We start from the raw sequence: 25,217 nt of genomic DNA, 5'->3' as shown, positions 1-25,217 counted from the left end.
ATTTTTCGAGCTTTGACGAATATAAAATATCACTAAGATAAATAAATTTGATCTATTTGGTGTGGCAATCGATTGCTAAGTGATAGAATCCCGCGAATTTTATTTTTCACTTTTCATATAACGACCATTTTTAAGGACATAACATGAAGAATGCTCTGCAAGGTGCACAAATGCTGTTTGTAGCTTTTGGTGCGCTTGTATTAGTGCCGCTACTGACTGGACTCGATCCCAACGTTGCACTCTTTGGCGCGGGTATCGGTACCCTTTTATTCCAACTTATTACACGCCGTTCAGTGCCTATCTTCTTAGCGTCTTCTTTTGCATTCATCGCGCCTATCATGTTTGGTATTCAAACTTGGGGGGTCGGTGCAACCATGGGCGGCCTAATGGCAGCTGGTGTTGTGTATGTATTAATGGGCGCGTTGATTAAAGTGCGTGGCGTAGCCTTCATCCATAAACTGCTTCCACCCGTGGTGGTTGGCCCTGTGATCATGGTTATCGGCTTAGGTCTTGCGCCTGTTGCAGTAAACATGGCGCTAGGCAAAACCGGCGATGGTGCGGTTCAACTTATCGATGCAGACGCCGCGTTATGGATCTCGTCTATTTCATTGCTAGTGACGATTGTCATCAGTGTTTTCTCGAAAGGCTTCCTTAAATTATTGCCTATCTTTGGTGGCATTGTTGCGGGTTATGTAACGAGCTTGGTATACGGCGTAGTTGATTTCACCCCCGTAGCTCAAGCAGCTTGGTTAGCACTACCAAACTTCACTGCACCAGAGTTCAACATCAACGCTATCTTCTTTATGGTGTTTGTGGCAATTGCACCTGCTGTTGAGCACGTGGGCGACATGCTTGCTATCTCGAACGTAACCGGTAAAGACTACCTTAAGAAGCCAGGCTTACACCGCACTATTACTGGTGATGGTGTGGCAACGATTGCCGCTTCTATGCTGGGCGCGCCACCCAATACAACCTACAGTGAAGTAACGGGTGCTGTAATGCTGACTAAAGCATTCAACCCAGTGATCATGACTTGGGCAGCAGTAACAGCGATTGTTCTAGCATTAGTAGGTAAGCTAGGCGCTCTATTACAAACGATCCCAGTTCCTGTGATGGGCGGCATCATGATTCTACTGTTTGGTTCAATCGCAACGGTAGGCTTGAATACTCTAATTCAGAACAAAGTTGACCTACACAAATCACGCAACCTTGTGATTGTCGGCATTACGTTAGTCTTTGGTATTGGCGGCATGGCATTTGGCATCGGCGACTTTAGCCTACAGGGCGTAAGCTTATGCGGTATCGTGGCAATCCTACTTAACCTAGTCCTTCCAGAAGAATTAGGCGACAACACCGTAGTAGACAAAGCTCAAATCGATTAATTTATCGGTAAGGCTAGATTCAAAAGAATCACAACCTAACAAGATCAAAAAAGGGAGAGCATCGAATGCTCTCCCTTTTATTTATACGGCTAATTAAGCAGGTTCAGTTAAGTTTAAAAACTTTTTAAATTAACTTAAACCGAAACTGAATTACTTAGTACCGAAGATCTTATCACCAGCATCGCCAAGACCAGGAACAATGTAGCCCTTGTCGTTTAGCTTCTCATCGATTGCAGCCGTGTACAGCTCAACATCTGGGTGCGCTTTTTCTAGAGCAGCGATACCTTCAGGAGCAGCAACAAGCACAAGAATCTTAAAGTGCTTACAACCTTTCTCTTTCATAAGGTCGATAGTCGCGATCATAGAACCACCCGTCGCAAGCATAGGATCTACCACTAGAGCAATACGCTCGTCGATGTTAGATGCAAGCTTGTTGAAGTATGGTACTGGCTCAAGCGTTTCTTCGTCACGGTAGATACCAACAACGCTGATACGTGCACTTGGGATGTGCTCAAGAACGCCGTCCATCATGCCTAGGCCAGCACGTAGGATTGGCACTACAGTTACTTTTTTACCTTTAATTTGGTCAACTTCTACTGGACCGTTCCAACCGTTAATCGTCACACGCTCAGTTTCAAAATCTGATGTCGCTTCGTATGTTAGAAGGCTACCCACTTCTGTCGCTAGCTCACGAAAACGCTTAGTGCTAATGTCACCTTCACGCATCAGGCCAATTTTATGTTTTACTAGCGGGTGTTTCACTTCAACAACTTTCATTTCCAACTCCGGCAATATTTAAACAAACCTGTAGATTATACACGAACTGTGGGGTTATTTCAGAATCTTTATTCTAATAAAAAAAACCGCGCAAACGTTTGCTCTTGGTAATCAAGCCCTGTTAGAATAGCGCCGTTTTCACATCCAACTTAAGTTCGAGGACTATCCCGTGAGTGGTAATACTTCTTCTCTAAGCTACAAAGACGCTGGTGTTGATATCGACGCAGGTAATGCACTAGTAGACCGTATCAAAGGTGCTGTTAAACGCACTCGTCGCCCTGAAGTAATGGGCGGTATTGGTGGCTTTGGCGCCCTATGTGAACTTCCAACGAAATACAAAGAGCCAGTACTTGTTTCAGGTACTGATGGTGTTGGTACTAAACTTCGCCTTGCTTTGGATCTGAAAAAACACGACACCATTGGTATCGATCTAGTGGCAATGTGTGTGAACGACTTAATCGTTCAAGGTGGTGAGCCGTTATTCTTCCTAGACTACTACGCAACAGGTAAGCTAGATGTAGATACAGCAGCAGACGTTGTTTCTGGTATCGCTGAAGGTTGTGTTCAAGCTGGCTGTGCACTAATCGGTGGTGAAACGGCTGAAATGCCGGGCATGTACGAAGGCGATGACTACGATGTTGCAGGCTTCTGTGTTGGTGTCGTCGAAAAAGCTGACATCATCGATGGCACTAAAGTAGCAGCAGGCGACGCACTTATCGCTGTTGGTTCAAGTGGTCCACACTCAAACGGTTACTCTTTAATTCGTAAAGTTCTAGAAGTTTCTGGTGCTGATAAAAGTGAAGAGCTAGAAGGTCGTACTATTGGTGAGCACCTACTAGAACCGACTAAGATTTACATCAAATCGGCACTTAAGATGATTGCTGAGCATGACATTCATGCTATCTCGCACATCACAGGTGGTGGTTTCTGGGAAAACATCCCACGCGTACTTCCTGAAGGCACTAAAGCAGTGATTGACGGAAAAAGCTGGGAATGGCCTGCTATCTTCAACTGGCTACAAGAGAAAGGGAACGTGGAAACATTTGAAATGTACCGCACTTTCAACTGTGGTGTAGGCCTAGTTGTTGCTCTACCTAAAGATCAAGCAGACGCTGCTGTTGAACTACTGAAAGCTGAAGGCGAAAACGCTTGGGTTATCGGTGAGATCGCAAACTCTGAAGCTGGCGAAGAGCAAGTAGAAATCAAATAAGTGATACGCTCACTTACTTAGTTAATCAATGAGGACCTTATGGTCCTCATTTTGCTATTTAGCCCGCAGAAAACCTTAGTTTATGTAGGTACATTGTAAATACTTCGGTTAACCAATCGCATGACCCACTCTATGAAGAACAGCCATTCTATGAATAACAGTCACTCTAAGAAAAACATCGTCGTTTTAGTCTCAGGAAGCGGAAGTAACTTGCAAGCCATTTTGGATGCCTGTGACAGCCACACGATTGACGCCTCTGTTAAGGCCGTTTTCTCAAATAAAGCGGATGCTTTTGGTCTAGAGCGTGCAAAATCAGCAGGTGTTGACGCTCACTCAGTGAATCCAAAAGAATTTAACTCCCGTGAAGAGTTTGATCATGAATTGATGGTTCAGATCGATGCTTACCAACCCGACCTGATTGTACTCGCGGGCTATATGCGTATTCTGAGTTCAGAGTTTGTTCGTCATTACGCGGGTAAAATGATCAATATCCACCCTTCTCTGTTACCTAAGTACCCAGGCCTACACACCCACCAGCGTGCCATTGATGCGCAAGACAAAGAACACGGCACCAGCGTTCACTTTGTTACCGAAGAACTCGATGGAGGCCCTGTGATCTTACAGGCTAAGGTGCCAGTATTTGAAGATGATGATGCTGACATGTTAGCAAGTCGAGTGCTGACTCAAGAACACTGCATTTACCCTATGGTCTGTAAATGGTTTGCCGAAGATCGTTTATCGATGGTAAACGGTCAAGCTGTCTTAGACGGTAAAGTATTAGGTAATCACGGTTACGCAGAAGAGTAATTCGTATAGCTATTCTCGCAATAGTAAATCACGGAATAAAAAGTAAATCACTGAAGAGCAGCCCTTAAAAATCAGAAAACAAAAAGGCCGCTTACTGACTTATTAGTTCAGCAAGCGGCCTTTCTTTTGTTCGGATCAAAAATGATGCTATTCGGAGCGTTTAGCTCAATGGCTCAGTTGGTGCTTGGCTTGCAACCTTTTTAGGTGCATAAGCAACATCTTCCAATGCTTTATGGTTATTGCCGATCAGCTCACCAAAATGAAACAACGCGTATTCGCCCGGCTTCATTCTAAACCACTCTTCATTGCATGTTAGAGGCTGAGTTGCTACCACCGTGACCACATCATTCGGCGTGGTCTCTTCTTGGAAGTTTATCTCAACATCTTCATCAATCAGGCTCGCATTACCAAAAGGCGCGCGTCTTGTTATCCAGTACAAATGATTCGTACAGTAGGTCATCACGTACTCGCCATCACTGAGTAACATGTTGAAGACGCCTTTCTCTCTTAGCTGATCACAACACTCAGCGACAAAGCGAAACATACCTTCCATGTCTTGAGGTGGCTCAGGAAAACGATCTTCTAGTTGTTTCACTAACCAACAGAAAGACAGTTCACTGTCCGTCTCACCGACCGGTCTGAAACGACCACTAATCAGATCATCGTAATCCGTTAATTGGCCATTATGGGCGAAGGTCCAGTATCGTCCCCAAAGCTCACGGGTAAATGGGTGAGTATTTTCTAGATTAACGCCACCACGATTAGCTTGACGGATATGACTGACAACAGCTTGACTTTTAATTGGGTAGTTTTGAACCAACTCAGCGATCTTGGATTCGCAACTAGGGTTAGGATCTTTAAACGTACGGAAACCCTTTCCTTCATAGAAAGTAATACCCCAGCCATCGCGGTGCGGGCCGGTATTGCCTCCACGCTGCATAAGACCAGTAAAGCTAAAACAAATATCAGTTGGCACATTCGCGCTCATACCGAGCAATTCACACATGGTTTAATCTACTCCCTATCAAAACCAATGGAGCCTAAGTTGGGCCCCAAATGTCTTTAAAACTATTATTCCATTTCTTTTTCAACAAGCTGAATCACAATGTGGATGATCTTAATGTGAATCTCTTGGATGCGGTCAGCGTAACCAAAATGTGGAACTCGAATTTCGATATCGGCACAACCTGCCATTTTACCGCCATCTTTACCGGTTAGCGCGATGGTTTTCATACCTTTAGCTTGAGCAGCTTCAATCGCTTTCAAAATGTTGGCAGAGTTACCTGAAGTCGACAAACCAAACAACACGTCACCCTTACGGCCTACGGCTTCTACATAACGAGAAAATACGTGGTCGTAGCCAAAGTCGTTACTTACACAAGATAAATGGCTAGGGTCTGAAATCGCAATACCAGCGAAGCCTGGACGATTTTCACGGTATCGGCCAGTAAGCTCTTCCGCGAAGTGCATCGCGTCACAGTGTGAGCCACCATTACCACAAGAAAGCACTTTGCCTTCTTGCTTGAATGAGTCAGCAATCATCTTTGCAGCAGCTTCAATTTGAGCAATGTTATGGTCATCACTCAAGAATTTGTTAAGAACGTCAGCAGCTTCGTTCAATTCACTTTTGATTAGGTCTTGGTACATAAGGCTTATCTCTTATATTTTTTTACGCAACTTAAAGTACGTGAAATGAGAGCTGAGGGTTTTTCCCTCTATTACCTGAGTTTACCCACAAACATGAAATAGTGTCGACACTTAAGCCCAAAGATTGCCACCTTTATTAGCCTGTCGCTGCCGATCCGCCCAAATATTCGCCACCAACCTCTCATAATTAGAACTTTAACTCTATTGAGATCACTTTTTATCCACTTTAGAGTTTTACAAATATTTAATATTTTGTTTACACTTGACTGGTTAGACCTCTTACCTAAACTTAATGACAATAAGTGATCTCTGAAAAGGAAATCGATCATGAACATATTGCTCTCCCTACTCGGCATGACAGCAGTCTTAAGCGTCTGTCTTTACCATAGAGTTAGCCTAGTACGCGCATTAATCGTATTAACCGGCACAATGGTAGCATTAACACTGTTTGGCGGCGCAGCTGTCACTGGCTGGCTTTGCTATCTCTTAGCCATTGCGATTTTTGCTGTACCGGCAATTCGTCAGACCATCATCAGTCAAAAAGCACTTTCTTTGTTTAAAAAAGTACTGCCTGCAATGTCTCAGACAGAAAAGGAAGCATTAGAAGCGGGTACTGTGTGGTGGGAAGCTGAGCTGTTCAAAGGCAAGCCTGAATGGAAGAAACTTCAAAACATCGCTGACCCTAAGCTGTCTGAAGCTGAGCAAGCATTTTTAGATGGTCCAGTAAATACAGTGTGTGAAATGGTCAATGATTACCAAGTAACGCATGAGCTGGCTGATTTGCCACCAAAAGTATGGCAATACCTGAAAGACCATAAATTCTTCGCAATGATCATCAAGAAAAAATATGGCGGTTTAGAGTTCTCGGCTTACGCTCAGTCTTTGGTTCTACAAAAGCTAACGGGCGTTTCTAGCGTATTATCATCAACCGTCGGCGTGCCTAACTCGTTAGGCCCCGGTGAGCTATTGCAGCACTACGGTACAGAAGAACAAAGAAACCACTACCTACCCCGCTTAGCGGAAGGTAAAGAGATCCCTTGTTTTGCCCTAACTAACCCAGAAGCAGGCTCAGATGCCGGTTCAATCCCCGATTACGGCATAGTATGCAAAGGTCAATGGCAAGGCGAAGAAGTTCTAGGTATGCGCCTCACTTGGAACAAGCGCTACATTACCCTTGCACCTGTCGCAACAGTATTGGGACTTGCGTTTAAATTACGAGATCCAGACGGCCTACTTGGTGACAAGCAAGAGCTCGGTATCACTTGCGCGCTTATCCCTACAGATTTAAAAGGCGTGAAGATTGGTAATCGTCACTCCCCACTTAACGTACCGTTCCAAAATGGCCCAACCCAAGGTGATGATCTCTTCGTTCCTATCGATTTCATCATTGGTGGCCAGAAGATGGCAGGACAAGGCTGGCGTATGCTGGTTGAGTGTCTATCTGTTGGTCGTGGTATCACACTGCCTTCAAACTCAACGGGCGGCATTAAATCGGCCGCGCTTGCAACCGGTGCTTACGCTCGTATTCGTCGCCAATTCAAACAACCTATTGGTCGCATGGAAGGGGTTGAAGAGCCGCTTGCACGCCTAGCAGGTAATGCCTACGTAATGGATGCGGCGAGTAACCTAACGGTTGCAGGTATCGATCTTGGCGAAAAGCCTTCGGTTATCTCAGCAATTGTGAAGTACCACTGTACTCACCGTGGCCAACGCAGCATCATCGATGCAATGGATATCGTCGGTGGTAAAGGCATCTGTTTAGGTCCATCAAACTTCTTAGCTCGTAGCTACCAAGGCGCGCCAATCGCGATTACCGTGGAAGGTGCCAACATCCTAACTCGTTCGATGATCATCTATGGTCAAGGTGCAATTCGTTGTCATCCTTACGTACTGAATGAAATGGAAGCCGCTTATTCTGAAAGCAGTGATGCACTGGATAAGTTTGATTCAGCGTTAGCAGGACACGTTAGCTTTACGATGAGCAACCTAGTCCGCAGTGTGTGGTTTGGTTTAACTGATGGTCGAGGCTCAGACACGCCAACACCATCGAATAAAGCGGACAAACAAACTCAACGCTACTACCAAAAATTGAACCGCTACAGTGCCAACTTAGCGCTACTTTCTGACATTTCAATGGCCGTTTTGGGTGGTTCACTGAAACGCAGAGAGCGCCTATCAGCAAGATTAGGCGATATCCTAAGCCAACTGTACCTAGGTTCAGCAACACTTAAGCGCTTCGAAAGTGAAGGCAGCCACGCTGAAGACTTACCGTTAGTACATTGGGGTATGCAAGATAGTTTACGTCAGACTGAAGTTGCGATTGATGAGTTCCTAGCGAACTTCCCTAATCCTGTGATTGGCCGTTTACTTCGTGTTGTATTGATGCCATTCGGTCGCATTCGTCGTGCACCAAACGACAAACTGGACAGCCAAGTCGCGCACATTCTACAAACGCCAAGCGAAACGCGTTCTCGTATCGGCCGTGGCCAATACTTGGAAGCGACTGAATACAACCCAGTAGGTAAGATTGAAAAAGCGTTAGAAGTTATTCTTCAAGCAGAACCTCTATTCGACAAAGTCTGCAAAGAGACGCACCAAAAGCGCGCTTTCTTACGACTAGACCTTGTTGCTCAATTAGGGCTAGAGAAAGGCATCTTAACGCAAGAAGAGGCAGTTCTGCTGATTAGCGCCGAGGAACATAGACTGTACACGATTAACGTTGACGACTTCTCTCCAGAGGAGCTTGCAGCAAAGTCTCAGTACCCAGACCAATCGATTGATAACGTCGCTTAAGGTTAGAAAAAGAAACAAAAACGGGACTCCTATGAGTCCCGTTTTTTTTGGTCATGACATCGTTGTCACAAATTTTAATGCTTACATTCTCGAGGCTTACTTTCTCGAGATTTGTTCTCTCGAAGTTTGCTCTCTCAAGACAACTCTAATGATATCGGCGAGTTACTTAGGAGCCTTAAGCTGCATCTCTGGTTGAGCTTTTTTCTTCGCCTTTACCCGACGAACCACAAACCAAATCAATAAACCTAATAGAATCGCGACCACATTACCCACCGCAATAATGATCATACTGCGCTGTCTGTCATCTTCTCGCTTCTGAAGTATCATCAACTCTGCTGCGATACGCTTTTGCTCAGCAAGCGCTTCTTCTTGCAGGCGTCGTGACTCCGCTAAGTCGATATCTTCAACAACGCTGTACGAGTGCTCAGTAATGGGAAAGATCAATGGACGTTGGCTTGAGGCATCAGTGGCGTAAACCATCCCCGACCAGTTATAAATCCCCAAATCGCCATTATAAGGCACCTCTAAAGCGACTTTCATTGCATCGACTTCAGCTTGGCCCTGCTTATACATTTGGTATTCATCCGGAGCCTTGTGTTCAACATGAACCGCTAACGAACTCGGCGCAATCATGCCCGGCTCCCCTGAAACGACAATCGTATGAGGCTGCCCCTCTTTTCGAGACTGAATGAAGGTTGTAGTGATCGGTGTTGGGTACACCAAAACTTCTTGCTCTTGCGCTCGCAGGAACACACCATTGCCAGAAGTAATACGCGCGCGGTATTTACCTGGCTCAATATCAATCGGCAACGACACAGTGAAAACGCCATCTCCGGCTTTTTCATCAAGACCACTGCCATCGTCGGCAAACTCGCCCATCACAACCGGAATTGGGCGCGCCTCTCTCACTAAAGACTCTTCATTTTCAACGAACTTAGTAAAAGTGACCTTAAGTTTCACGCGATCTAAAAAATCACGCAGCACAAGAGGCTTGCCGTCAGAGGTCAAACGAGCCGTAAATTTAATGTGTTCGGTTTGATACAGTTTGTCTGGGAAGTCATTGGCATCCAAAACAAGGTGAGACAATAGCTTGATGTTGTTCTTAGGTGAGACTTTACCTACCGCTTGCCAAGGGCCTGGCATCGGATCGTCGATAGAGATAATGTCCATGGACGATTCTTCGTACCAGCGGACATTATCAGCATTGCGCCAAGAGTAGTATTTGTTGCCATCCGGACGAACCAAAACGACAGGTTTAGAGTTATCGGCTCGATAAATCACAAAGGTGACTTGTTCAATACTGGGATCAACTCGAAAACGGTTGTCCAATAAACTCATTACGGATTCTGTTGCCGCATGTAAGCTAAAGCTTAACAACAATAAGCAACCGGTAGCCAATACCCTTAACATACTTTCTCCCTACTGACGCCAGAGGCAGCTTCCGCTTTTCTCGACGAGGTCTAAACGACTTTGATGCGCTTCTACTTCATCGGCCGTAGCTCGTAAAACCTTTAGGGATTTTCGACCACTTTCTGCTCTTCGTATACTTTCACCTTCACCTTCCTTTTGCCCGGCGTTAAATTGCAGCGAAGTTTGCCCACCCGTCATCAATAAATAGACGTCGGCTAGGATCTCCGCATCGAGCAATGCGCCGTGGAGGGTACGGTGCGAATTATCAATACCGTAACGATCACATAAGATATCTAGGTTGTTTCTTTTGCCTGGAAATATCTTCTTCGCCATGGCCAAGGTATCGGTAACTTTACAGTAGTCATCCGTTTTACCTATCGCTGGGTTGAGCTTCTCAAACTCATAGTCCATAAAGCCCGTATCGAAGGGCGCGTTATGAGCTACCAGCTCAGCACCTTTGATAAAGTCGAGAAACTCTTTATGTATGTCTTGGTATTCTGGCTTATCAATCAAGAATTCATCGGTAATACCGTGAACGCCAATCGCCTCTTCTTGAATCGCACGATCGGGCTTTATATAGACGTGGAAGTGACGCCCGGTCAGCCTACGGTTGATGATCTCTACCGCACCAATCTCAACGATGCGATGCCCTATATAGTGAGGGCCACCTTCTGTATTCATACCGGTGGTTTCGGTATCGAGTACAATGATGCGCTTATTTTCGTCCGAACTGTTTTTTTCGTTCGTGTTTTGTTCTGGAGTGCTACTGGTATTCATAAGGATAACTGTGTCAGACTATGCCGATAATGTGCTTGAGGTAATAGTATCAAATCATGACGAAACAAGTTGAAATTTTCACTGACGGTTCTTGTTTAGGCAACCCAGGTCCTGGTGGCTATGGCATCGTACTTCGCTATAAAAAAGTAGAAAAGACACTAGCCGAAGGCTTTACACTAACGACCAACAACCGTATGGAAATGCTCGCAGCTGTCATCGCTCTCCAAGCACTCAAGGAACCTTGCTCTGTAATTCTGACCACGGATAGCCAATACGTTCGCCAAGGCATCACACAGTGGATCCACAACTGGAAAAAGCGTGACTGGAAAACCGCCGACAAGAAACCGGTTAAAAACGCAGACCTGTGGCAAAGGCTCGATAAAGAAACTGCTCGTCATAGTGTTGATTGGCGCTGGGTTAAAGGACACGCTGGGCACCGAGAAAATGAAATGTGTGATGATTTAGCGCGAAATGCAGCGGAGAATCCGACTCAAGAAGATACGGGCTATCAACCAAGCTAACCGTATTTTAAATGAGATGCAGATTTCAGAAACAGATTCATACTTTCCAAACCTGATTGATAGTTTCTTAACCTGATTGATAGCTTCTTAAACTAGTTGATAATTGATTAACCTAATTAATAGATGAAAAGCCGACTACTAGTCGGCTTTTTCTGTTTTCAACGGATATGAAGCTTTAGCTGAATCCATGGTACGACGCGTATTGGTCCTAAAGCTTGCTCCAACCGGAGAGAAACGTCGCTTAAGGTGCCAATGTGGCTTAATAGGCTTAAGTGGGTAAGTTCGTTTACGAGCAACAATAAAGTATTGGCTACCAGCAAAGGAAGCACAGCCGCCTAAACTATTCTCCAACCACGTCCACATCGCCTGATACTTACTCATCGGAAATAGTGCATAGGTATCGCAGTGAATCACTTCGTAGTTCAATACACCTAACCAGTCTTTAATTCGGTTTGGCGTGTACATACGTCCACTCCAAGGCAAGCTGTTCTTTCGCCAAGGCAGTAAACTTGCGAGTCCGGTAATACTAAACGGATTGAAGCCAGTAATGATGATATAACCATCGTCCATCATCACTCGGTCGACTTCTCTCAATAATCGATGCGGGTCATTGCTATAATCTAACTGATGACTCAGCACCACAACATCAAAGCTTTTCTCCAAAAAGGGTAAATTATAGACATCCGCTATCACATTATGTAATGGGTTCTGGATATCTAGGTTTACTTGATGTTGAATGTTGCATGTGCAGCTAGAAATCTCACTACTGAGACCGCCAAGCTTGAGCATATGGTAACCAAATAGCTTTGGGCACCACTCATCGAGTCGAGTTTGAATAGATTCTCTCAACCAGTCCCCATTGTGCAATTGTGCCCAAGTGTAAGGACGCTCAAACTTCTTTCTGCTACGTGCTGGCTTCATCAATAACCTGTCTCACTTATTCTGTCTCACTAAAAGTGACTGGAGAATCAATAATGTTACATATCAAAAGCATACCTGCATTTAACGACAATTACATCTGGCTGATTCAAAATAGCGATCGTCGTTGTGCTGTCGTCGACCCTGGTGATGCGGCTCCAGTGTTAGAGTACTTAGCACATCATGAGCTAACTTTAGATGCAATCTTGATTACACACCACCACCATGATCACATTGGTGGCGTTCCAGAATTAGTCAGACAGTTTCCAAGCATCGATGTTGTGGGTCCAAGGAATGAACCGATCCCGACCTTAACTCACCCCGTTGATGATGGTGACCAATTAGAATTGTTTGGTGAAGTCTTTTTAGTACTCGGGCTCAGTGGCCACACCGCTGGTCACATTGGTTATGTGGGCGATGCCAAACTATTTTGTGGCGATGTGCTGTTTTCAGCAGGCTGCGGTCGAATCATGGAAGGCACGCCACAGCAAATGTTTGATGCACTGAACAAGATCACAGCACTGCCTCAAGAAACCGAGGTTTACTGTGCTCATGAATACACCGCCGCGAACATCGCTTTCGCACTGGCTGTTGAGCCTGACAACCAACATTTGCAGCAATATCGCGACCAAGTGAACCGACTGCGAGCTCAGAATAAGTCGACCATCCCCACAAATTTGAGACAAGAGAAGTTTGTGAACCCTTTCTTGCGCTATACCGAGCCAAGTGTAGTGAAATCAGTATCTAATCGTACTGAGCAGACCGATCCTTTATCGGTATTTACCGCTTTACGTGCGTGGAAGAACGAATTTTAACAAATACAGACTTGTCACTCATAGGGGGTGGCAAGTATTATCACCGGCCGTTAATTAAAAAGGCTGTAACATGCGAGTTAAGTACAGCTGGGCTTTGGTATTACTACTTTCTGGTTGCCAATTAACTCAGTCAGAGAATCCAGACCAAGCTTCCGAGCAAACCAACACATCTCCTACTAAAGAAGTTTCTCAAGCGAACGCTTCATCAGAAGCAGCAGCCAAAGAAGATCAAAAAGTTGAAGCACCTGTCGTTACTCCACAAACACAAGAAGATGTTTGGAAACGTATTGCGATGCAACTAGAAATGGAAGTACCCGACCAAAAGAAGGTTGATTACTACCGAACTTGGTATTTAAAACACCCTAGTCATCTAAAAACCGTCTCACAACGTGCTGAACCTTTCCTTTATCTGATCACAACTAAGATTGAAGAAAAAGGCTTACCACTAGAATTGGCACTATTACCCGTTGTAGAAAGTTCTTTCGATGCATTTGCCTACTCTCATGGCAGCGCAGCAGGTCTATGGCAATTCATTTCTGGCACAGGCAAAGACTACGGACTTGAACAGAACTTCTGGTACGACGGTCGTCGTGATGTGGCTGCCTCTACTGACGCCGCATTGGATTTCCTCTCAGACCTTAACCGACGTTTCGATGGCGATTGGAACCATGCCATTGCTGCCTATAATAGTGGCGGCGGTCGTGTAAACAGTGCTATCCGCAAGAACAAGAAGCTGGGTAAGCCAATCGACTTCTTCTCTTTGGACTTACCAAAAGAGACCAGCAGCTACGTACCTAAACTGCTTGCTCTAGCTGATGTGATTGCCAACCAAGAAAAGTATGGCATCGATATCCCTGCGATTCCAAACAAGCCAGTACTGGCCTTGGTTAACCCAAACGAACAGCTTGATTTAGCGATTGCTGCAAGCTACGCAGGTATTCCAGTCAAAGAACTGCAAGGCTACAACCCCGCTTATAACCAATGGGCGACGGCACCTGAAAAGCATCAGCAATTATTGCTTCCCCTAGGCTCTGTTGAGAAATTCAACAAAGAAGTCGCTGCCAATAAAGGCAAAGGCATGAAGTTGGTGCGTTACAAGGTTCAGTCTGGTGACAGCATTAGCGTGCTCGCAAGCAAATATAACACCACCAGCAAAGTGATCCGCTCTGCAAACGGTTTGAGCAACAACAATATTCGTATTGGACAGCACTTACTTATCCCAACATCCACCAAAGACGACAAGACATACGCACTAAGCGCTTCAAATCGCCTAGCAAGCACACAGTCGAAGAGTCGAGGTCAATATAAGCTTAGTCATACCGTAAAAAGTGGTGACAGCCTATGGACGATTGCACGCGCAAATAAGGTATCTCATCAATCACTTGCTAAGTGGAATGGTATGGGGCCACGCGACACGCTTCGAATTGGTCAAGAACTGGTCATTTGGAAGAATAGTTCCGACGGTGCCATCATCCGAACTGTCTTTTATAACGTAAGATCAGGTGACACAGTCAGCGGTATTGCATCAAAGTTCAAAGTAAAAAGCGCAGATGTTGTAAAATGGAACGCTTTGCAGAACAAGAAATACCTACAGCCAGGACAAAAACTGAAGCTGTATGTTGATGTAACTAAGGTAAGTGTATGAACCCGTCAAGTAACCCACTCGTCATGCTGTTGGATATATTCCGTTCACCAACAGCTTGTTTCTTAGCGCTTTATCAGCGAAGTGCTTGGGGATGGCAACCCTACGTCGTATTAATGCTCAGCCCGTTTTTATTCTGGGGTGCTTATTTTTCGAATGTAGATTTTGCATGGTTAAGTGCAGAATTGTCACAACAACTGGCTCAAACGAACCCTGACCAATTGGCGTTACTTGACAGTAATACCCTACTCGCCAGTGAAATCATCAGCGATGTGTTTGGCCGTACGTTAACCATCATTCTGTTGGCATTCTGGTTTAACCTAGCAACCAAACCAAGCCAGCATCAACATAGCTTTTGGCGATGGTTTGCAGCAGCATCAGTTGTGATATTTCCGGCTGTTTTAGGTGATGTAGCAAGCTACGCAAGCCTGATACTCAAGCATGGACAAGTGATGAGCTACGCTGCTGACTTGAACAGCTTAAACGGCTTAATCAAGTTACCACTGACCAATGATTGGTCGCAGTTTGCCAGCTCTTTACCACTGTTATTACCATGGTATATCGTGTTGGGTTATGCAGCCGTATTAACGTGGACTGAGTTTGAACGTGGTCAAGCATTGGTCATCTCTGGCTTGCCATGGGTTGGCTACTACCTAATCTGGGCGCTCTACATTTTAATATTTTAAGTTGAAGAGGTTAGGCTAGCGAAAACTCTCTAGCCTATTTGCTCCGTTAGATTACCCAACGTAACCACCGTGCGAATGGTTAAGCTCCAATAGCTAATAACTATTTAGCCTTAAAGGTCACTCGCATAGGGTTATGATCAGAAGCGTCCGTAATGGGCGCTTTTGCTTTTTCTACCTCTAGCCCTCGATAGAACACATGGTCGAGCACCAATCCTGTCATAAACTGAGTTCGGTTATCCGGTTCAAAGGCAACCTCCGTCAAACCGACCTGTTCCAACGCGCCTTTCAATACCGCAAAGCGAGCCTCACTCCAGCTATTAAAATCCCCAGCAAAAATAACAGGCCCACGATACTTTTGCAGATTGTCAGTTAAGCTCTTGAGCTGAGCCTCGTAATCTTCCGTACCAAAGGTAAAGTTCACAGCATGGATATTAATCACAGCCAACTCTTCGCCATTGCTTAGTTGGTAACGCGACCAAAGCGCCGATTTAGGCAATTGAAGCCAAGGTTCTTCATGAGTATAAGCACAAGCTTCGATCGGTAAATGCGTCGCTAAGTTAAGTACGCCAGCACTTTGTTCAAAGGCCTCAAACGCATTCACACGAGTGCTTCCCCACTGGCCGCTTGTCACCCATTGGCGAAGCTCTACTGTCATACTCGCTTCTTGCAGCAAGACTAAATCGCTACCTGCCGACAGCTTATTTAACTCACTCTGCCAATTATTTCGGTTTTGCTTGTAGATATTCCACACCGTAATGTCTAAACCATCAGACACATCAATCGCTTTCGGTGCAGAGTTTTGGTAACAACTGTAGATGTCGTTACTGGTACTTTGAGAGGAAGTGATCAGGTTGGGTTTATTCGGGATCACGAAGATAAAATGAAAACTAACGACAGCAAGCGTTATCAATAGCGTGATAACAATGATGGTTTTCTTACACATACAGCACCCTACCAGAAATGAAAAAGGAGCGATAAACGCTCCTTTTAGGGTAATAGTTTTTTTATACGGCGTCTTCGTCTTCTTCGCCAGTACGAATACGTACCACACGTTCAACGTCAGTAATGAAGATCTTACCGTCGCCGATTTTACCGGTTTGAGCCGTTTCGATAATGGTATCAACACACTGGTCAGCCACTTCGTCGGTCACAACGATTTCCAATTTAACTTTAGGTAAAAAGTCGACCATGTACTCTGCGCCGCGATATAGCTCAGTATGACCTTTCTGGCGTCCAAAGCCTTTAACTTCAGATACTGTCATACCCGTAATACCCACTTCTGCAAGTGCTTCACGTACATCATCAAGTTTGAATGGCTTGATAATGGCTTCAATCTTTTTCATGTTCATCCCTTAAACTGTGCGAATAGCTCATTATCGGTTAGCTATAGTAAACATTCAATGAAAAAAGCCAGAGCTTTAAAGCTCTGGCTCGAAATTTATCATCTTGTTTAATCAGCGCTTTGAGAAGGTTTTACTTAAGGCTTGCGTAGTAAGCGGCTAGATTAGCGATATCTTCATCACTCAGCATAGAAGCTTGAGCCTGCATCACAGCGGCCAAGCCACCATTACGCTGTTTTGTTTTGTAAGCGTTGATCGATGAAACGATGTACTGCTCGTTTTGTCCTTTCAGGTTTGGGTAACCTGGGATCATAGCGATACCATCGGCGCCATGACAAGCCGCACAGATTGCTGCTTTAGCTTGGCCCGCAGCAACATCACCCGCCAGAGCGTTACCACTCAATAGTCCAAGTCCGAGAACTAATCCTAGTGTAATTTTCTTCATTGCATATTCCATTAATTATTTTTATTAAAGTGACGGTGAATTGTGACACAAACTTTTTCTACTTGCTCCAAAGCGCTTCACAATCTTGACCTTCGTAGTTTTTATCTACGAATAAGCCTAAAACAGCGATCACTCGATCGCCATCCATTAATATCGGCGTTCTGCGTCTTAACCAACTGGGTACTTGGTACTCTTGAAACAGCTTCTTGAGCTTTCTACTATGCCCGCGCCCAACAGGGTGAGCGGAAAGCCCTTCAGGGTTAAAGATCACTCTTAGTGTTGCGTGTGTATCCGACAAACTAAAGCTTTGCACATCACGGTTGTTCGATGCGCCATCACTCAGTGCTGAATTTAAGCGTAGCTCCCCTAAGCCATCGGGTAGCGTCACACTCTCTCCCACTGAAAGATGGCTTTGCCAGTCGGATAGGTCTTTAGTCTCTCTCACCAAATAGAGCTGATGATTAAAGCGTCGAACTTCGGCATCATTCAACACCAGCTTAGGGTTGGCGTCCGCCTGAGCGCATGCCACTTCATCCCAAATAAGCTTGAGCTGCTTTTGACTCGGCATCGGTTGATTACAATGACTCAACCACATTCTTATCAGTCGCGCTCGTAACAAGTCTGAATGTTGGAATAACGCCTCAATGATTAAGCTCTGGCTATCTTCCAAAGCTTGCTGAAAGTGTGATTCAAGTAACTCATCGAGCAGTAACTCTTGCTCTGCACATAGCTGAGCACTGCGACTGACCGCCTCTCGAAAATTGGGCCAGCGCTCAGTCAGCGTTGGCGTTACTTGATGGCGAATAAAATTGCGGTCAAAGCGAACGTCTTGATTACTCTCATCTTCGACCCAAGTTAAACCCATGTCGTGCGCCGACGCTTCAATGTCTGATCGAGTCACTGAAAGTAGCGGTCGAACGATAAACGCTTCGCCAAACGACATCACTTTCGCCATTGAAGAAAGCCCTTTAGGGCCACTTCCCCGCTTCAACGCTAACAAGAAAGTCTCAAGTTGATCATCGATGTGTTGACCTGTAACAAGCACATCACCAAAACTCAGGTGCTTCTGAAACGCATTATAACGAGCATCTCGAGCCAGCTTTTCTACGCTCTCACCACTGTCGATATCCAGCGAGACTCGCTCTACAGCTAACGAAACTGACAAAGCATCACACCATGTTTGGCACTGCTCTGCCCAGTGACCAGCATTCTGGCTTAAACCGTGGTGAACGTGCACCGCACAGCACTCAATGTCATAAGTTTGTGCGTACTGTGCTGCTAACTCCAATAAGACTCGAGAATCAACACCGCCACTGAAAGCCACGATCAATCGACTAGGCTTGAGTGCGCTTTGATGAAGTACAGATGTGAAGGTTTCGATTAAGTGAGTCATGAGCGAGTGAACCATGAGAGTAGGTTTGAAGGGAGAATATTTTAATAATAAAAAAGGGTTGGCACTGAGTCCAACCCTTTCATCATCTTGTTACTTGAAGCTGCCTCATTTCAAGGCACGCTTATCAGCAGTAACCGTAGCTCATTAGGCGTTGGTAACGACGCTCAAGTAGTGCTTCGTTATCAAACTGCTCTAGCTCTTCTAGCTGTTTAACTAGCATGTCTTTCATGTTCTGAGCCGTTTGTACTGGATCGCGGTGCGCGCCACCTAGAGGCTCAGGAATGATTTCGTCGATAAGCTCAAGATCTTTCAGACGAGGAGCAACTAGGCCCATCGCTTCAGCAGCTTGTGGTGCTTTATCTGAATCACGCCACAAGATTGAAGCACAACCTTCTGGAGATATTACTGAGTACGTAGAGTACTGAAGCATGTTCACGTAGTCGCCAACACCAATCGCTAGTGCACCACCTGAACCGCCTTCACCCACAACGTTACAGATAACTGGCACAGATAGGCCAGCCATAACTTTAAGGTTCTTTGCGATAGCTTCAGATTGACCACGTTCTTCAGCACCAACACCTGGGTATGCACCCGCTGTGTCGATGAAAGTAATGATTGGCATGTTGAAACGCTCTGCCGTTTCCATTAGGCGAAGTGCCTTACGGTAACCTTCTGGCTTTGGCATACCAAAGTTACGAATCACTTTTTCTTTAGTCTCACGACCTTTCTGGTGACCAATAACCATAACAGGACGACCATTTAGACGAGCCATACCACCCACAATTGCTTTGTCGTCAGCGAAAGCGCGATCGCCCGCCATCTCTTCAAATTCTGTGAAGGCATGCTCCAGGTAATCTTTGGTGTACGGACGTTGCGGGTGACGAGCAAGTTGAGCTACTTGCCATGCACCTAGGTCACTAAAGATTTTCTGTTTAAGCTCTAAGCTTTTTTTCTCTAGTTGTTCAATTTCTTTGTCTAGATCTACCGCTGTGTCACCACCGTGACGTGAAACGTCACGTAGCGCTTCGATTTTTGCTTCAAGTTCAGCGATAGGCTTTTCAAATTCTAGAAAGTTCAGGCTCATCTATGAATCCTTGTTGATTCAGCTCCACAATCATGGAGCTAAATTTTAGTTAAATTCGAGTTCTACTTGGCTATTTCCAAGCAGCTGTTTTAATTCGTCTAGTAATGTATCACTTGGCGTCACGCGCCATTCTGTGCCCAATGTTAACCGCGCTCTAGCGTCGGCACGCTGGTAGTATACATTGACTGGGACCGTTCCGGCTCTATAAGGTTCTAAGATTTGACTAAAGCGTTCAAAAAATTGACCATTAATTTGGGATTGGTCGATAGATATCGACACCCCACGAGCATATTTCTCACGGGCGCTTCCTAAGTCCATGACCTCGCGCGCGGACATTTTAAGCCCACCATTGAAATCATCAAAGCTGACCTGTCCAGAAACGACCACAATTTTGTCTTTTTCAAGCAATTCAGCGTAGCGATCGAGCGCATCAGAGAACAACATCACTTCCATTCGTCCCGATCGATCGTCGAGGGTCATCAAACCAATTCGAGTTCCACGCTTCGTGGTCATTACCCTGGCTGCGATCACCAAACCTGCAATCGTTAAAGACTGATCACGACGAGTTGGCGTAGCGTCTTTCAAACGACAGCTAGTGTATTTGGCTAACTCTTTAATGTAAGCATTAACCGGGTGACCCGTTAAATACAAACCTAACGTCTCACGCTCACCTTCAAGCCAAACCTTTTCAGGCCACTTCGGTACTTGGGTATACTTGTGTTCCACCTCTTCCGGAGCGTCAGTCAACACGCCAAACATATCCGATTGACCAAAAGACTCAGCGTGGTGATGTTGGCTTGCCGCCTTAACCGCATCTTTCAATGATGCCATCATCGCAGCTCGGTGAGGACCTAATCTATCTAACGCGCCGGATAGAATCAACTTTTCAATAACACGTTTGTTGACCTTCTTCAGATCAAGACGTGCACAGAAGTCGAATAAATCTTTAAAGTAACCGCCTTTATTTCGCGCTTCAATGATGGCTTCAATAGGACCTTCACCCACCCCTTTAATCGCACCAATACCATAAACAATCGCGCCGTCTTCATCGACATTGAAGCGGTATAGACCCGAGTTGATATCAGGTGGAAGGAGCTTGAGCTTCATACGGAAACACTCATCGACAAGGCCAATAACCTTTTCGGTGTTATCCATATCTGCAGTCATTACCGCTGCCATAAACTCCGCTGGGTAGTGGGTTTTCAGCCACAGCGTTTGATAAGAAACCAGTGCGTATGCCGCAGAGTGAGATTTGTTAAAGCCGTAGCCCGCAAACTTCTCTACCAGGTCAAAGATCTTCATGGACAGTTCGCCATCAACACCATTGGCTTCAGCACCTTCTTTAAAGGTACCGCGCTGTTTTGCCATCTCTTCAGGCTTTTTCTTACCCATCGCACGACGCAACATATCGGCTCCACCAAGCGTATAACCCGCAAGGATCTGAGCGATTTGCATTACCTGCTCTTGATACAGGATGATGCCGTAAGTCGGTTCTAGTGTTTCTTTTAACGATTCGTGTTGCCACGTTTCATCAGGGTAAGAGACAGCCTCTCGGCCGTGTTTACGGTCGATGAAGTTATCTACCATGCCTGATTGCAGAGGGCCCGGACGGAACAAAGCTACCAATGCGATGATATCTTCAAAAGAGTCAGGCTGTAGACGCTTGATCAGATCTTTCATACCGCGTGATTCCAATTGGAATACCGCCGTCGTTTCAGAATTTTGTAATAGGTTAAATGACGCTTGGTCATCTAGAGGAATCGATTCAATACGAACCGGCTCTTTACCCTCTTTCTTCAAGCGTGGGTTTACGAGGCCTAACGCCCAATCGATGATGGTCAGGGTACGTAGACCCAAGAAGTCGAATTTAACCAAACCGGCGGTTTCAACGTCATTCTTATCGAATTGCGTTACCGGGAAGTTACCTTCTGCATCTGCATAAATAGGTGCAAAGTCGGTAATCGTGGTGGGTGAGATAACAACACCACCCGCGTGCTTACCGGCATTTCGCGTACACCCCTCAAGAATACGACACTTATCAATCAGTTCACGTACTTCTTCATCACCGTCGTAGAGTTCTGGCAATGCTGGCTCAGCAAGGAAGGCCTTCTCTAGCGTCATGCCCGGATCTGGCGGAACCAGCTTAGAAATACGGTCAACGAAACCAAACGGGTGGCCCAATACACGGCCAACGTCACGAATTACCGCTTTTGCCGCCATAGTACCAAAGGTGATGATCTGAGAAACGGCATCACGACCGTACATCTCCGCTACGTGATCAATAACTTGGTCGCGTTTATCCATGCAGAAGTCGATATCGAAATCGGGCATAGATACACGTTCTGGGTTCAAGAAACGTTCGAACAGCAAGTCATATTCAAGTGGATCAAGATCGGTGATATCCAATGCGTAAGCCACCAAAGAACCGGCACCAGAACCACGACCCGGACCTACTGGTACGTCGTTATCTTTTGACCACTGGATGAACTCCATTACGATCAAGAAGTAACCCGGGAACCCCATATTGTTGACAACTTCAAGTTCAATCTTAAGTCGCTCATCGTATTCAGGTCTGCGTTCAGCTCGAATTTTCTCATCAGGGAATAGAAACGCTAAACGACGCTCAAGGCCTTCTTCTGATTTTTTAATCAAGAAGTCTTCAATCGCCAAACCTTCCGTTGGGAAGTTAGGTAAGAAGTATTCGCCCAGTCGAACTGTTACGTTACAACGCTTAGCAATCTCGACACTGTTTTCCAGTGCTTCAGGGATGTCAGAGAACAACTCACACATCTCTTCTTCACTACGCAAGTATTGTTGTGAGCTGTAGTTTTTCGGTCGACGTGGATCAACCATAGTGAAACCATCATGAATCGCCACACGAATTTCATGGGCGTCAAACAAGTCTTCAGATATGAAAACCACTTCATTGGTCGCGACAACAGGCAGGTCTTCTTGTTCAGCAAGCTCTAGCGCAAAGTGCAGATAAGACTCTTCATCCGGGCGCCCAGTACGAATGAGCTCCAGATAAAAACGGTCTGCGAAATGTGTTTTGTAAAACTCAACGCTGCTTGCAACCAACTCTCGATTACCTTTCAGCAACGCTTTACCAATCTCACCCTCTTTTGCTCCCGATAGAAGAATCAGGCCTTCGGCATGTTCAATCAGCCACTCTTTATCAATAACTGGCTGATGTTGTACATGACCACGAAGGTAAGCTTTTGAAATCAATAATGTTAGGTTGTTGTAACCTTTATTATTCGTTGCAATAACAGTGAGTTTGGTCAATTCATCGCCAAAATCCGGAGACTGCATCAAGAAGTCAGCACCAATAATTGGCTTAACCCCACACCCATGGGCAGTACCGTAAAATTTCACCAAGCCACATAGGTTAGTAAAGTCGGTCAATGCTAGAGCAGGCATACCCATTTCAGCGACTTTCTTTACTAATGGTGGCACCTTAGAGAGGCCATCCACCATCGAAAAATCACTGTGTACGCGTAGGTGAACAAATTTTGGATCTGACATTATTTTTCCTGAGTTCTAGGTTTAGGCCTAGGATTACAACTGTGTGTATTCTATTTTTTTCTACCGCAAATAAGCAACTTTATTCGATGCCTTGCTCCGGTCAACATGAGTCTAAGCAAGATAAAGCTCTAATCAATATAAAGCTCTAACCAATACTAAGCCCTAATCAATATACAGCCTTAGCCGACGAGCGTTAATCGAGACCTAAAATGCGCTTTACTGGCTTAAAGCTTTTGCGGTAATGCTCGGTTACACCGTGTTTTTCAATCGCTTCGAAATGCGCTTTGGTCGGATAACCTTTATGTTGAGCAAAACCAAACTCTGGATGAAGTTTATCAAGTTCTTCCATCTCTTGGTCACGAACAACTTTAGCGATGATAGATGCCGCACTGATTTCAGCAACTCGCAAGTCCCCTTTTACAATAGCAAGACCATCCATCGGCAGTTCAGGAACGCGGTTTCCATCGATTAGTGCCATATCAGGTTGAACGCTTAGCCCTGCGATCGCTCGCTGCATAGCAATCATGGTCGCTTGCAGAATATTCCACTCATCAATTTCTTGCGGAGAACAACGGCCAACAGACCAAGCCAAGGCTTTCTCTTTGATTTCAGGAAACAGAGCCAGACGCTTCTTCTCAGACAGTTTCTTTGAGTCGTTCAAACCTTCGATTGGATTATTAGGATCGAGGATAACCGCAGCAGTAACAACATCGCCAACTAACGGCCCGCGCCCTACTTCATCAACACCAGCAAATAACTGGTAGCCTTGAGGATACTCAAAAGGAGGAAGCTCTTTTTTCTCTTTTACTGCCATAATTCTTCTCTTAATATTCTGTAAACAAGCACTTTATGACTCAACACATGGTCGATCTATCAATTTCAATACCGCATTAGCGGCTTGTTTATCCGCGTCTTTACGAATCCAATGATGCATCTCGGTAAAGCGTTCGATTAATGCACTGTTATCAGCGGATAGCATCTTATCGACAGACGGAAACAAGAAGTCTGGGTGACACTCTTCAAGAATATGCTCTTTCACAATCTCTTCGCCAGCCAAAATGTTCGGCAACGATACGAACTCAGTAATCGATAATTTCTTAACAATATAACCCGTCAGTTTATTTACTTTGTAGCCAACGACCATTGGGCGTTTCAACAACATGCATTCGAGAGCAACAGTACCCGAAGCTAACAGAACAGAATCAGCAGCGGTGATCACGTTGGTGGCGGTATCTTCTACCAATGTAAATTCAAGTTCAGGTGCCGTCGATTGCCAAATTTCAGTGAACTGCTTTTTACGTTGCTCATTAACGAGCGCAACAACAAAGTTGATATCAGGGTATTTTTGCTTAATACGCTGGCAAGTCTCAATAAAGGGTTGAGCAATCAAACTCATCTCACCACCGCGACTACCCGGTAATACGGCTAACCAAGGCTTATCTTGATCTAAACCTAAAAGCTCGCGAGCTTCTTTTTTATTCGGTTCTAGTGGAATGGTGTCTGCCAATGTATGGCCAACAAATTCACAAGCAACATTATATTTATCGTAGAATGCCTTTTCGAACGGCAAGAAAGCCAGTACCAAGTCGGTTGCTTTGTCGATTTTAAAGATACGCTTTGGACGCCATGCCCATACTGAAGGGCTGACATAATGAACGGTCTTAATACCCGCGTTCTTAAGATCCAATTCAAGTCTTAGGTTGAAATCTGGCGCATCGATACCAACGAAGACATCTGGCGGGTTTTGAGTGAAATACTTAACCAGTTCCGCTTTCACTTTTAACAAACGAGGTAAACGACCAAGCACTTCTACAAGCCCCATCACGGCAAGCTCTTCCATTTCGAAAAGAGACTCACAACCAAGCGCTTTCATTTTTGGTCCGCCAATACCCACGAATTCAGCATTCGGATATTGTGATTTGACCGCTTTAATAAAACCCTCGCCAAGCGTGTCACCCGAGAGTTCTCCGACGACGATACCTACGCGTAGAGGTTCATTCGAAACAAAGTCCGAGCTATTGGTTGCTGCTTCTTGCTGTGCCATA

Annotated in this window: 22 protein-coding genes; 8 read left to right on the top strand and 14 right to left on the bottom strand. The window is 45.3% G+C overall.

The genetic code is table 11. The features are described from left to right. Nucleotides 1-143 precede the first annotated feature (143 nt). A complete protein-coding gene (locus AACR09_RS02940; RefSeq protein WP_004734317.1) occupies nucleotides 144-1,382 on the top strand; it encodes a uracil-xanthine permease family protein in 1,239 nt (412 codons plus the stop codon). Nucleotides 1,383-1,532: 150 nt separating this feature from the next. On the opposite strand, the gene upp is transcribed toward AACR09_RS02940, so the two are convergent. After that, complete coding sequence (gene upp, locus AACR09_RS02935) at nucleotides 1,533-2,159, bottom strand: uracil phosphoribosyltransferase (RefSeq protein ID WP_004734318.1); 627 nt, start codon at nucleotides 2,157-2,159, stop codon at nucleotides 1,533-1,535. Between the two features lie 169 nt (nucleotides 2,160-2,328). On the opposite strand from upp, the gene purM reads away from it, so the two are divergent. Both purM and purN read left to right on the top strand, forming a co-directional pair. After that, entirely contained in the window at nucleotides 2,329-3,369 is a 1,041-nt protein-coding gene (gene purM / locus AACR09_RS02930) for a phosphoribosylformylglycinamidine cyclo-ligase (RefSeq protein WP_004734319.1), read from the top strand. Nucleotides 3,370-3,489: 120 nt separating this feature from the next. Then, nucleotides 3,490-4,176 carry a phosphoribosylglycinamide formyltransferase gene (purN, locus tag AACR09_RS02925; RefSeq protein ID WP_099426121.1) on the top strand — a complete coding sequence of 229 codons (687 nt, stop codon included), beginning with the start codon at nucleotides 3,490-3,492 and terminating at the stop codon, nucleotides 4,174-4,176. Between the two features lie 160 nt (nucleotides 4,177-4,336). Here the strand turns inward: purN and AACR09_RS02920 are convergent, their stop codons facing one another. Together AACR09_RS02920 and lpcA are read right to left on the bottom strand one after the other, a co-directional pair. Continuing rightward, nucleotides 4,337-5,182: a class II glutamine amidotransferase gene (locus AACR09_RS02920; RefSeq protein ID WP_193835993.1), complete on the bottom strand. Its 846-nt coding sequence runs from the start codon at nucleotides 5,180-5,182 to the stop codon at nucleotides 4,337-4,339. Nucleotides 5,183-5,247: 65 nt separating this feature from the next. Next, nucleotides 5,248-5,823: a D-sedoheptulose 7-phosphate isomerase gene (gene lpcA / locus AACR09_RS02915; RefSeq protein WP_017084137.1), complete on the bottom strand. Its 576-nt coding sequence runs from the start codon at nucleotides 5,821-5,823 to the stop codon at nucleotides 5,248-5,250. Between the two features lie 327 nt (nucleotides 5,824-6,150). Between lpcA and fadE the strand changes: the two genes are divergently transcribed. Beyond that, nucleotides 6,151-8,616, top strand: a complete 2,466-nt coding sequence (gene fadE, locus AACR09_RS02910; protein ID WP_193835992.1) for an acyl-CoA dehydrogenase FadE — start codon at nucleotides 6,151-6,153, stop codon at nucleotides 8,614-8,616. A gap of 162 nt (nucleotides 8,617-8,778) precedes the next feature. On the opposite strand, the gene AACR09_RS02905 is transcribed toward fadE, so the two are convergent. Together AACR09_RS02905 and dnaQ are read right to left on the bottom strand one after the other, a co-directional pair. Further along, on the bottom strand, nucleotides 8,779-10,026 hold the full coding sequence (locus AACR09_RS02905; protein ID WP_193835991.1) for a TIGR03503 family protein: 1,248 nt from the start codon (nucleotides 10,024-10,026) through the stop codon (nucleotides 8,779-8,781). 9 nt (nucleotides 10,027-10,035) lie between these two features. Further along, on the bottom strand, nucleotides 10,036-10,803 hold the full coding sequence (dnaQ, locus tag AACR09_RS02900; RefSeq protein WP_193835990.1) for a DNA polymerase III subunit epsilon: 768 nt from the start codon (nucleotides 10,801-10,803) through the stop codon (nucleotides 10,036-10,038). 56 nt (nucleotides 10,804-10,859) lie between these two features. Here dnaQ and rnhA point away from each other — a divergent pair, with 56 nt between their 5' ends. Next, nucleotides 10,860-11,324: a ribonuclease HI gene (gene rnhA / locus AACR09_RS02895; protein ID WP_004734327.1), complete on the top strand. Its 465-nt coding sequence runs from the start codon at nucleotides 10,860-10,862 to the stop codon at nucleotides 11,322-11,324. Between the two features lie 138 nt (nucleotides 11,325-11,462). Here the strand turns inward: rnhA and AACR09_RS02890 are convergent, their stop codons facing one another. Next, nucleotides 11,463-12,245, bottom strand: coding sequence for a class I SAM-dependent methyltransferase (locus AACR09_RS02890; protein ID WP_004734328.1), 783 nt, complete (start codon nucleotides 12,243-12,245; stop codon nucleotides 11,463-11,465). 53 nt (nucleotides 12,246-12,298) lie between these two features. Between AACR09_RS02890 and gloB the strand changes: the two genes are divergently transcribed. The 3 genes from gloB (at nucleotide 12,299) to AACR09_RS02875 (ending at nucleotide 15,385) form a co-directional block, all read left to right on the top strand. Continuing rightward, nucleotides 12,299-13,057 carry a hydroxyacylglutathione hydrolase gene (gloB, locus tag AACR09_RS02885; protein WP_004734329.1) on the top strand — a complete coding sequence of 253 codons (759 nt, stop codon included), beginning with the start codon at nucleotides 12,299-12,301 and terminating at the stop codon, nucleotides 13,055-13,057. A gap of 70 nt (nucleotides 13,058-13,127) precedes the next feature. Then, a complete protein-coding gene (locus AACR09_RS02880) occupies nucleotides 13,128-14,702 on the top strand; it encodes a LysM peptidoglycan-binding domain-containing protein (RefSeq protein ID WP_193835989.1) in 1,575 nt (524 codons plus the stop codon). Further along, entirely contained in the window at nucleotides 14,699-15,385 is a 687-nt protein-coding gene (locus AACR09_RS02875; RefSeq protein ID WP_004734331.1) for a YIP1 family protein, read from the top strand. Before AACR09_RS02880 ends, AACR09_RS02875 begins: the two co-directional genes overlap by 4 nt. 100 nt (nucleotides 15,386-15,485) lie before the next feature. On the opposite strand, the gene AACR09_RS02870 is transcribed toward AACR09_RS02875, so the two are convergent. From AACR09_RS02870 to lpxB, 8 genes are all read right to left on the bottom strand, one after another. After that, complete coding sequence (locus AACR09_RS02870; RefSeq protein WP_193835988.1) at nucleotides 15,486-16,328, bottom strand: endonuclease/exonuclease/phosphatase family protein; 843 nt, start codon at nucleotides 16,326-16,328, stop codon at nucleotides 15,486-15,488. Between the two features lie 61 nt (nucleotides 16,329-16,389). Beyond that, nucleotides 16,390-16,728, bottom strand: a complete 339-nt coding sequence (gene glnB, locus AACR09_RS02865; RefSeq protein ID WP_004738609.1) for a nitrogen regulatory protein P-II — start codon at nucleotides 16,726-16,728, stop codon at nucleotides 16,390-16,392. Nucleotides 16,729-16,858: 130 nt separating this feature from the next. Next, a complete protein-coding gene (locus AACR09_RS02860; protein ID WP_029222103.1) occupies nucleotides 16,859-17,170 on the bottom strand; it encodes a c-type cytochrome in 312 nt (103 codons plus the stop codon). A gap of 58 nt (nucleotides 17,171-17,228) precedes the next feature. After that, a complete protein-coding gene (gene tilS / locus AACR09_RS02855; protein ID WP_193835987.1) occupies nucleotides 17,229-18,563 on the bottom strand; it encodes a tRNA lysidine(34) synthetase TilS in 1,335 nt (444 codons plus the stop codon). Between the two features lie 124 nt (nucleotides 18,564-18,687). Then, the gene (gene accA, locus AACR09_RS02850; protein WP_004734336.1) at nucleotides 18,688-19,647 is read right to left on the bottom strand and encodes an acetyl-CoA carboxylase carboxyl transferase subunit alpha; all 960 of its coding nucleotides are present in this window, start codon (nucleotides 19,645-19,647) and stop codon (nucleotides 18,688-18,690) included. Nucleotides 19,648-19,692: 45 nt separating this feature from the next. Next, nucleotides 19,693-23,172, bottom strand: coding sequence for a DNA polymerase III subunit alpha (gene dnaE, locus AACR09_RS02845; RefSeq protein ID WP_061022344.1), 3,480 nt, complete (start codon nucleotides 23,170-23,172; stop codon nucleotides 19,693-19,695). Between the two features lie 193 nt (nucleotides 23,173-23,365). Beyond that, complete coding sequence (rnhB, locus tag AACR09_RS02840; RefSeq protein ID WP_017086234.1) at nucleotides 23,366-23,986, bottom strand: ribonuclease HII; 621 nt, start codon at nucleotides 23,984-23,986, stop codon at nucleotides 23,366-23,368. Nucleotides 23,987-24,019: 33 nt separating this feature from the next. Then, complete coding sequence (lpxB, locus tag AACR09_RS02835; protein WP_004734339.1) at nucleotides 24,020-25,216, bottom strand: lipid-A-disaccharide synthase; 1,197 nt, start codon at nucleotides 25,214-25,216, stop codon at nucleotides 24,020-24,022. Nucleotide 25,217 lies beyond the last annotated feature (1 nt).

This window comes from Vibrio sp. OPT20 (assembly GCF_963889365.1).
Lineage (GTDB): Bacteria > Pseudomonadota > Gammaproteobacteria > Enterobacterales > Vibrionaceae > Vibrio > Vibrio splendidus.
Note: the sequence above shows the minus strand (reverse complement) of the source record. Positions and strands in the feature narration are given on the sequence as shown.

Bases quoted from the DNA above. Each gene is read 5' to 3' on its own strand.
- AACR09_RS02940 (WP_004734317.1), top strand. From the start codon at position 144: ATGAAGAATGCTCTGCAAGGTGCACAAATGCTGTTTGTAGCTTTTGGT.
- upp (WP_004734318.1), bottom strand. From the start codon at position 2,159: ATGAAAGTTGTTGAAGTGAAACACCCGCTAGTAAAACATAAAATTGGC.
- purN (WP_099426121.1), top strand. From the start codon at position 3,490: ATGACCCACTCTATGAAGAACAGCCATTCTATGAATAACAGTCACTCT.
- AACR09_RS02920 (WP_193835993.1), bottom strand. From the start codon at position 5,182: ATGTGTGAATTGCTCGGTATGAGCGCGAATGTGCCAACTGATATTTGT.
- lpcA (WP_017084137.1), bottom strand. From the start codon at position 5,823: ATGTACCAAGACCTAATCAAAAGTGAATTGAACGAAGCTGCTGACGTT.
- fadE (WP_193835992.1), top strand. From the start codon at position 6,151: ATGAACATATTGCTCTCCCTACTCGGCATGACAGCAGTCTTAAGCGTC.
- AACR09_RS02905 (WP_193835991.1), bottom strand. From the start codon at position 10,026: ATGTTAAGGGTATTGGCTACCGGTTGCTTATTGTTGTTAAGCTTTAGC.
- dnaQ (WP_193835990.1), bottom strand. From the start codon at position 10,803: ATGAATACCAGTAGCACTCCAGAACAAAACACGAACGAAAAAAACAGT.
- rnhA (WP_004734327.1), top strand. From the start codon at position 10,860: ATGACGAAACAAGTTGAAATTTTCACTGACGGTTCTTGTTTAGGCAAC.
- AACR09_RS02890 (WP_004734328.1), bottom strand. From the start codon at position 12,245: ATGAAGCCAGCACGTAGCAGAAAGAAGTTTGAGCGTCCTTACACTTGG.
- gloB (WP_004734329.1), top strand. From the start codon at position 12,299: ATGTTACATATCAAAAGCATACCTGCATTTAACGACAATTACATCTGG.
- AACR09_RS02880 (WP_193835989.1), top strand. From the start codon at position 13,128: ATGCGAGTTAAGTACAGCTGGGCTTTGGTATTACTACTTTCTGGTTGC.
- AACR09_RS02875 (WP_004734331.1), top strand. From the start codon at position 14,699: ATGAACCCGTCAAGTAACCCACTCGTCATGCTGTTGGATATATTCCGT.
- AACR09_RS02870 (WP_193835988.1), bottom strand. From the start codon at position 16,328: ATGTGTAAGAAAACCATCATTGTTATCACGCTATTGATAACGCTTGCT.
- glnB (WP_004738609.1), bottom strand. From the start codon at position 16,728: ATGAAAAAGATTGAAGCCATTATCAAGCCATTCAAACTTGATGATGTA.
- AACR09_RS02860 (WP_029222103.1), bottom strand. From the start codon at position 17,170: ATGAAGAAAATTACACTAGGATTAGTTCTCGGACTTGGACTATTGAGT.
- tilS (WP_193835987.1), bottom strand. From the start codon at position 18,563: ATGACTCACTTAATCGAAACCTTCACATCTGTACTTCATCAAAGCGCA.
- accA (WP_004734336.1), bottom strand. From the start codon at position 19,647: ATGAGCCTGAACTTTCTAGAATTTGAAAAGCCTATCGCTGAACTTGAA.
- dnaE (WP_061022344.1), bottom strand. From the start codon at position 23,172: ATGTCAGATCCAAAATTTGTTCACCTACGCGTACACAGTGATTTTTCG.
- rnhB (WP_017086234.1), bottom strand. From the start codon at position 23,986: ATGGCAGTAAAAGAGAAAAAAGAGCTTCCTCCTTTTGAGTATCCTCAA.
- lpxB (WP_004734339.1), bottom strand. From the start codon at position 25,216: ATGGCACAGCAAGAAGCAGCAACCAATAGCTCGGACTTTGTTTCGAAT.